Origin of the sequence: Allobosea massiliensis (assembly GCF_042655245.1) — a bacterium.
Lineage (GTDB): Bacteria > Pseudomonadota > Alphaproteobacteria > Rhizobiales > Beijerinckiaceae > Allobosea > Allobosea massiliensis.
Genome location: NZ_JBHSLU010000105.1, coordinates 1 through 5680, shown reverse-complemented (window position 1 = coordinate 5680; position 5680 = coordinate 1). Strand labels below are relative to the sequence as shown.

Sequence of the window (5680 nt, the reverse complement as noted above, 5' to 3'; positions counted from 1 at the left end):
GTCAAACGCCAAATGTACGGCCGCGGAAAGATCGATCTCCTCCAAGCCCGTCTGATCGGCGCGCAATGACCCCAAGCGTCAGCAGAACTGCGTCAGACCCCCCAATCAACGCGGGCAGAGGGGTCACGCGCTCAGTAACAGCTCCTGACCCAGGCTCGTCGGGAACCGCCGTAGCGCGTTCGCACCCACCGTCGTTCGAGGACGCATGGGCCTTCGTAGCCTGCCCCGTAGCCGCCGCCACCATCGTACGCAGGATAGCCACCGTAGCCATAGCCACCGTAATAGGCTGGCGAATAGTAACCCCCGTAACCGCCGTAATATCCCAGGCCGTAGCCGAGACCGAGGCCCGTCAGCAACCAGGGCGCCCCCCAGCCGCCGTAGTAGCCGCCATAGCCATAGCCTCCGCCGTAGTAGCCCCCGTGGCCACGTCCGTAATAGCCGCGCCCATAGCCGCCGCGATAAATCCCTGGATGGGCATACCCTCCACCGAAGCCCCGATGAGAAATGCCGCCACCGCGGAAGCCGCCGAATCCACCGCCCCGGAAGCCTCCGCCATGGAACCCTCCACCTCCACCGTGGAACCCGCCGCCCCCGTGGCCACCGCCCCCATGGCCGCCGCGCTGGGCTAAAGCCCCTTCAGACGCGAGCGAAATTCCCGCCGCGAGCGTCGCCGAAAGCAAGATCAAGGTCTTCTTCATACTCAACTCCGTTGGCGTCATGCGGACCTTCGCATCAACGCTGCCGGTGGGCGAGCGTTTCCATGAAAACGGCGCGTAGCAGCCAAGCCTTCCAGGCTGTAATAACCCGCGACCGAAAACGTCATTCTGAGAGATGGGTCGCTGGGCGACAGATCTTCTGGAGGGCGGTGCCATGCGCAAACGGATCAGTTTGGCGCTCCTCGGGACTGTGCTGGCGGCATCGGCTGCCCTGGCTCAGTCCAGTTCGGGCGCCCCTCCCGGCTCGAAACTGGATGCTGTGCCGCCCACTCACCACCCCCAATTCGTGGCCCCGACAGGAGAGCGCAAGCCGCCGGGACAGGCTCTGGACGACCGGGGAGGGTCGACACCGCTTCTGGAGCACCACGACAAGGAGCTGAAGGATCACACCCTGAAGAGCATCTGCCAGGGAGCGCCTGGCTGCGAGGGAGGGCACCTCCGGAGGTAATGCAAGCGCGGCCAGTGGGGCGGGGCGCAAGCCTGCCCGGGCGCCAGTGCCGAGGAGTGGGAACACCGAAGCGGGTTGAGCACGTCGAACAAGAGATCAGGATCAAACCAGCCGTCGACAAAGCACGGCCGACTGCAAAGCAAGGGAGCTACCTGCGCGACCTGCGCCGTTAACGCTCGCCATCCCAAGGGCGGGAATTGGGACCGGGGGATTTGCGCAAGATCAAGGATGATTGCTCGAGGCCTTGGCAGAAGGGGCCCAAGCGGTCATCGCGGCACAGGATTTCAACTTTACCACCAGGAGAACCAGCCAATGTCAGTCAAAACCGCCAGAGCCTCCATGCTTGCCCTAGCGACCGCAGCCGGCGCACTGCTCGCCGCCGGACCAGGTCCCGCACGAGCGGTCGATCGGCCGCTCCGCTTTGCGATGCACGACATGATGCCGATGCAGTCTCAAGGTGGATCGGGCGGATCCATGGGCGGCGGCATGATGGACGATGATAAAATGCGCATGCAGCAGAGCCAGCCCGGCCAGACGGGCGCGACGGGCGGAATGCAATCGCAAGGATCGGCCGGGCAGGGCGGCTCGTCCGGTCAGATGGGCGGCATGGCCCCGCAAGGTCAAAGCAGCTCGACGGGGGGCGGCATGAAGATGGACGACAACATGCGCATGCAGGGCCAGTCAGGTCAGACGGGCGCAGGCATGCAGCCGCAAGGGTCCATGGGTCAGGGCGGCGCGATGGGGCAGGGCGCGATGTCCGGCCAGACGGGCGGGATGATGGGCGACAACATGATGCGCATGATGAACGACCACATGCGCATGATGGGCGGCGGGATGGGCGGGGGCACGCCCGGCATGGCGATGGGCCCGGCCATGGTCGACATGACGGAGCGGCTCGAGGGGCGCCTCGCGTTCCTCAGGGCTGAGCTCCGCATCACCGACGCCCAGGCCCCTGCCTGGACCGCGTTCGCCGACGCGCTCCGCACGAGCCGCAAGCACCTGCTCGAAGCCCGGCAGCAGATGCGCCAGGCGTATTCGTCGGCGACCGACCGTTTGGAGAAATACGAGCAGCACCTCTCCGCCAGGCTCGAAGCGCTGAAATCGGCCCGTACAGCCTTCGCGAAGCTCCACGGGTCGCTTGACGAGACGCAGAAGCGCACGGCCGACGAACTGGTGGCGCCGTTCATCGCGACTTTCTGACCGCTGGTTGAGAATTGCCCCGAGCTCCAGGAGGCGAATTATAATTCCTTCTGGCACCGCCGCGAGGGCGCGTTGCCCCCCACTCGTCCGCGCGGCGCCTCTTCTCTCGTTCGAAACGGCGAGAAATCGCATCATGTGCTTCCCGGTGGACGAGCCCGGAAAAACCTTTGGGCCAAATCGGCTGGCGCACTCCTGTGAACTCTGCCCGCTGCCGCCTGTGGTCCCCAGCGGTCGCACGGACCGCCCTTCAGCGCCGCGCTCGGCCCAACCAAAATCAACTGTAAGAGGACGGTTAACTCAACGTCTTTGTTGCTGAACCCCGTTGTGCGCCGACGCCGGTGCGGCTCCAGCAAAACTTGTGTCAGTCCGCGATGATCACGCCCCCTCCGAACACGAACCGCTCCCAAGGCGCGAAACCGCGGCACCGTGATGGGCCTCGGGGCAGTGAGGAGACAAACATCATGCGTGATGCTTCCCGCCGCAAGGCATCGTTGGGCGCCCGCGTGCCGCCGTCGAGGTGGGCCACATCGGCTCCTGCCGGTAGCCGCGGCCGGCGAATTCTGTTCGTCACGTCAGAGATCGCCGACTACGTCAAGATCGGCGGGCTTGGGGACGTTTCAGCTGCCCTGCCACGCGCGCTCCGCAAGCAGCACCATGTTCGCGTGCTCATCCCGGGCTACCGCGAGTTGCTCGTAAGCCTCGGCAACGTCCCAGTCGTCGGACGGCTTGACGGTCTTTCGAGCCTGCCCGCCTGCAATCTCGGCCGGATCGAGACCCGCGACGGTCTGACCCTCTACGTCCTGCTCTGTCCCGAGCTCTACGACCGCGAGGGCTCGCCTTACGTGGACGTGAACGGGGCCGACTGGGCCGACAACGATATCCGCTTCGCAAGGCTCGGATTGGCTGCGGCCGACATCGCCTGTGGTCTTGGCGACCCGACGTGGGCGCCGGACCTCATCCATCTCAACGACTGGCCGTCCGGTCTCGCTCCGGCCTACCTCGCCTGGCGCGGACGCCCGACGCCGAGCATCATGACCATTCACAATCTCGCCTATCAAGGGGTGTTCGGTCGCGACCGTCTCGGAGCACTCGGCATTCCGGACGCCGCGTTTCAGATGCACGGCGTCGAGTTCTGCGGGGACCTCTCCTTCCTCAAGGCTGGTATCTTCTATGCCTCGCACGTCACCACCGTCAGCTCGACTTACGCCGAGGAGATCACCACCCCGGAGTTCGGCTGCGGCCTCGACGGGCTCCTGCGCACAAGGGCCCGCGAGGGACGCCTTACCGGCATCCTCAACGGGATCGACGAGAGCTGGGATCCCCGCACCGACCCTCATCTGGCAAGCCCGTTCGACGCCAATGACTGGAAAGGCAAGAGCGTCAACGCCGAGGAGGTCAGGAACGCGTTTGGCCTCGCTGTGTCGCGCGGGCCGCTCTTCGCCGTGGTGTCGCGCCTCGTGCATCAGAAGGGCCTCGACCTGACCATCCAAGCGACCCAAACGATCGTTCGCCAAGGCGGACAGATCGTCGTCACCGGTCGGGGAGAGGGTCGGCTCGAGGCGGAACTGCAGAACCTGGCCGCCCGCTACCCCGGACAGGTCGGCGTCAAAATCGGGTTCGACGAAGGGATTGCTCGGCGCATGTTCGCTGGCAGCGACTTTCTGCTAATGCCCTCGCGCTTCGAGCCCTGCGGGCTGAGCCAGATGTATGCCCAGAGGTTCGGATCGCTGCCTGTCGCTCATCGAACCGGCGGCCTGGCTGATACGATCGAGGACGGGATCACGGGCTTCCTCTTCAAGGACCTGTCGCTCGCCGGTTTCCTAAACGCCGTCTACCGCTCGATCGACGCCTTCGGCTCACGCCGGCAGCTCAAGGCGATGCGCCGAAGCGCCATGGCGCGCAGCTTCGAATGGCAGCAGTCGGCCTCTGATTATGCGGCGGTCTACGACTGCGTCGTCCGAAGCGTCGGCGTTCGATGACGGGACCGGCATTTGGATGGCGACCCGACGCGAAGCTGTTCACGTGCGTGCAATGCTCGGCCGCACGAGTTGCAAACGACTCACGACCGCAAAAAAGGGGCTGAGCGATCCGTTGCGTCAGATCAAGGAAGCTCGGCCGGAGACCGGACAGATTCTGGCGCAACCAGGAAGGAGCACTCATGAATCGCCTTGTCGCCTGTGCCGCGTTGTCCCTTGCGGCTTCGCTCGCTCTCACGCTCGAATCCGAGGCGAAGCCCCGTCCTCGTGGCAGCGAGGAAGTCCTCATCCTGAAGGTCCGGCCGCGCAGCTATCTGGATGCAGGCAACGTCGTGCCGGCAGGCTCGCTCGACGGCGTCACCGGCGGGTATGCGCAAACGCGGTCCTACCTTAATCTGCCGCCCTGGCAGAACCAGCGGGACCGCTTTGGAGAGGGTGTGCTGCCGGATCCGATCACAGGTCCGTTCATCGGGGCGCGCAATCCGTTCGGACCGGTCGATTTTCAAGCACCGGGCGGTTTGCGTTGAGGTTGCGAGGTTGCGAGCCTGGCGCGTAAAGCTCGGCGCAGCTCACGCCGAACTTTTGCTGCTCCACGTCGCCTCAGTCTTGAGGCCGCCGACAGATCACGGCCGTCCAGCCGCCCCTTTGCCAGGGGCTCCGGGTTATACTTGAGCTTCGATGAGCCCACGCCGACGGTCAACGCACGGCACGGGTAATTTGGACAACCTGAGCAGCGCATCAGGCCCGTCGTGAACCGGGCCATATGCTGTGACTGCAACGAATGTTTTCTCCCGAGCGCGGAATCGAGCAAGCGAGCATGGAGCCAGCAGAAATCTTCTCCAATGCCGAGATGCGGGCGCCGATCATTCACGTCCTGCACTGGATCGCCACCACGATCGAGGTGATCGGGGTTGCCGCCATTGTGCTGGGTGCGATTGTCTCGACCGCTCTATTCCTTTGGCGAGGCGTTGGCCGCGAGTGGGATGCGGCGTTCCGGAGTTACCGGGCCAATCTTGGCCGCGGCATCCTGCTTGGGCTCGAGTTTCTGGTGGCGGCCGACATTATCGGTACGGTCGCCGTGACCCCTACCTTTCAGAGCCTAGGCGTGCTGGCTCTGATTATCGCCGTACGCACGTTCCTGAGCTTCTCACTTCAGGTCGAAATTGAGGGCCAGTGGCCCTGGCGACGGCGCGAGGCGGATCACTATTCGGCTGGTGGCCGGCTTTGAACTGAGTGTCTTCTGGTCGTGTCCCTGCTGGTGGTGTAGCTTCGCAGAGCCACCGCGTGCCGGCTTTGGTCGGGCTGGTCAGGCGGCCACGGCTGGCAGGCTGACGATGGGA

General features: G+C 64.8%; 5 protein-coding genes. 4 read left to right on the top strand and 1 reads right to left on the bottom strand.

The features are described from left to right. Nucleotides 1–131: 131 nt before the first annotated feature. Entirely contained in the window at nucleotides 132–698 is a 567-nt protein-coding gene (locus ACFPN9_RS25940; protein ID WP_377817877.1) for a hypothetical protein, read from the bottom strand. Nucleotides 699–1599: 901 nt separating this feature from the next. On the opposite strand from ACFPN9_RS25940, the gene ACFPN9_RS25935 reads away from it, so the two are divergent. The 4 genes from ACFPN9_RS25935 to ACFPN9_RS25920 all read left to right on the top strand — a co-directional run bounded on the left by ACFPN9_RS25935 (nucleotide 1600) and on the right by ACFPN9_RS25920 (nucleotide 5568). Next, nucleotides 1600–2364, top strand: coding sequence for a Spy/CpxP family protein refolding chaperone (locus ACFPN9_RS25935; protein WP_245282397.1), 765 nt, complete (start codon nucleotides 1600–1602; stop codon nucleotides 2362–2364). Between the two features lie 461 nt (nucleotides 2365–2825). Continuing rightward, a complete protein-coding gene (gene glgA / locus ACFPN9_RS25930) occupies nucleotides 2826–4343 on the top strand; it encodes a glycogen synthase GlgA (protein ID WP_068075377.1) in 1518 nt (505 codons plus the stop codon). 179 nt (nucleotides 4344–4522) lie between these two features. Next, nucleotides 4523–4867: a hypothetical protein gene (locus ACFPN9_RS25925; protein ID WP_066722757.1), complete on the top strand. Its 345-nt coding sequence runs from the start codon at nucleotides 4523–4525 to the stop codon at nucleotides 4865–4867. 254 nt (nucleotides 4868–5121) lie between these two features. Continuing rightward, a complete protein-coding gene (locus ACFPN9_RS25920) occupies nucleotides 5122–5568 on the top strand; it encodes a DUF1622 domain-containing protein (protein ID WP_348626282.1) in 447 nt (148 codons plus the stop codon). Nucleotides 5569–5680: the final 112 nt, after the last annotated feature.

What these genes read in the sequence shown, in the direction of transcription:
- ACFPN9_RS25920 (WP_348626282.1), top strand. Translation starts at nt 5,122, where the DNA reads ATGTTTTCTCCCGAGCGCGGAATCGAGCAAGCGAGCATGGAGCCAGCA.
- ACFPN9_RS25935 (WP_245282397.1), top strand. Translation starts at nt 1,600, where the DNA reads ATGATGCCGATGCAGTCTCAAGGTGGATCGGGCGGATCCATGGGCGGC.
- ACFPN9_RS25940 (WP_377817877.1), bottom strand. Translation starts at nt 698, where the DNA reads ATGAAGAAGACCTTGATCTTGCTTTCGGCGACGCTCGCGGCGGGAATT.
- glgA (WP_068075377.1), top strand. Translation starts at nt 2,826, where the DNA reads ATGCGTGATGCTTCCCGCCGCAAGGCATCGTTGGGCGCCCGCGTGCCG.
- ACFPN9_RS25925 (WP_066722757.1), top strand. Translation starts at nt 4,523, where the DNA reads ATGAATCGCCTTGTCGCCTGTGCCGCGTTGTCCCTTGCGGCTTCGCTC.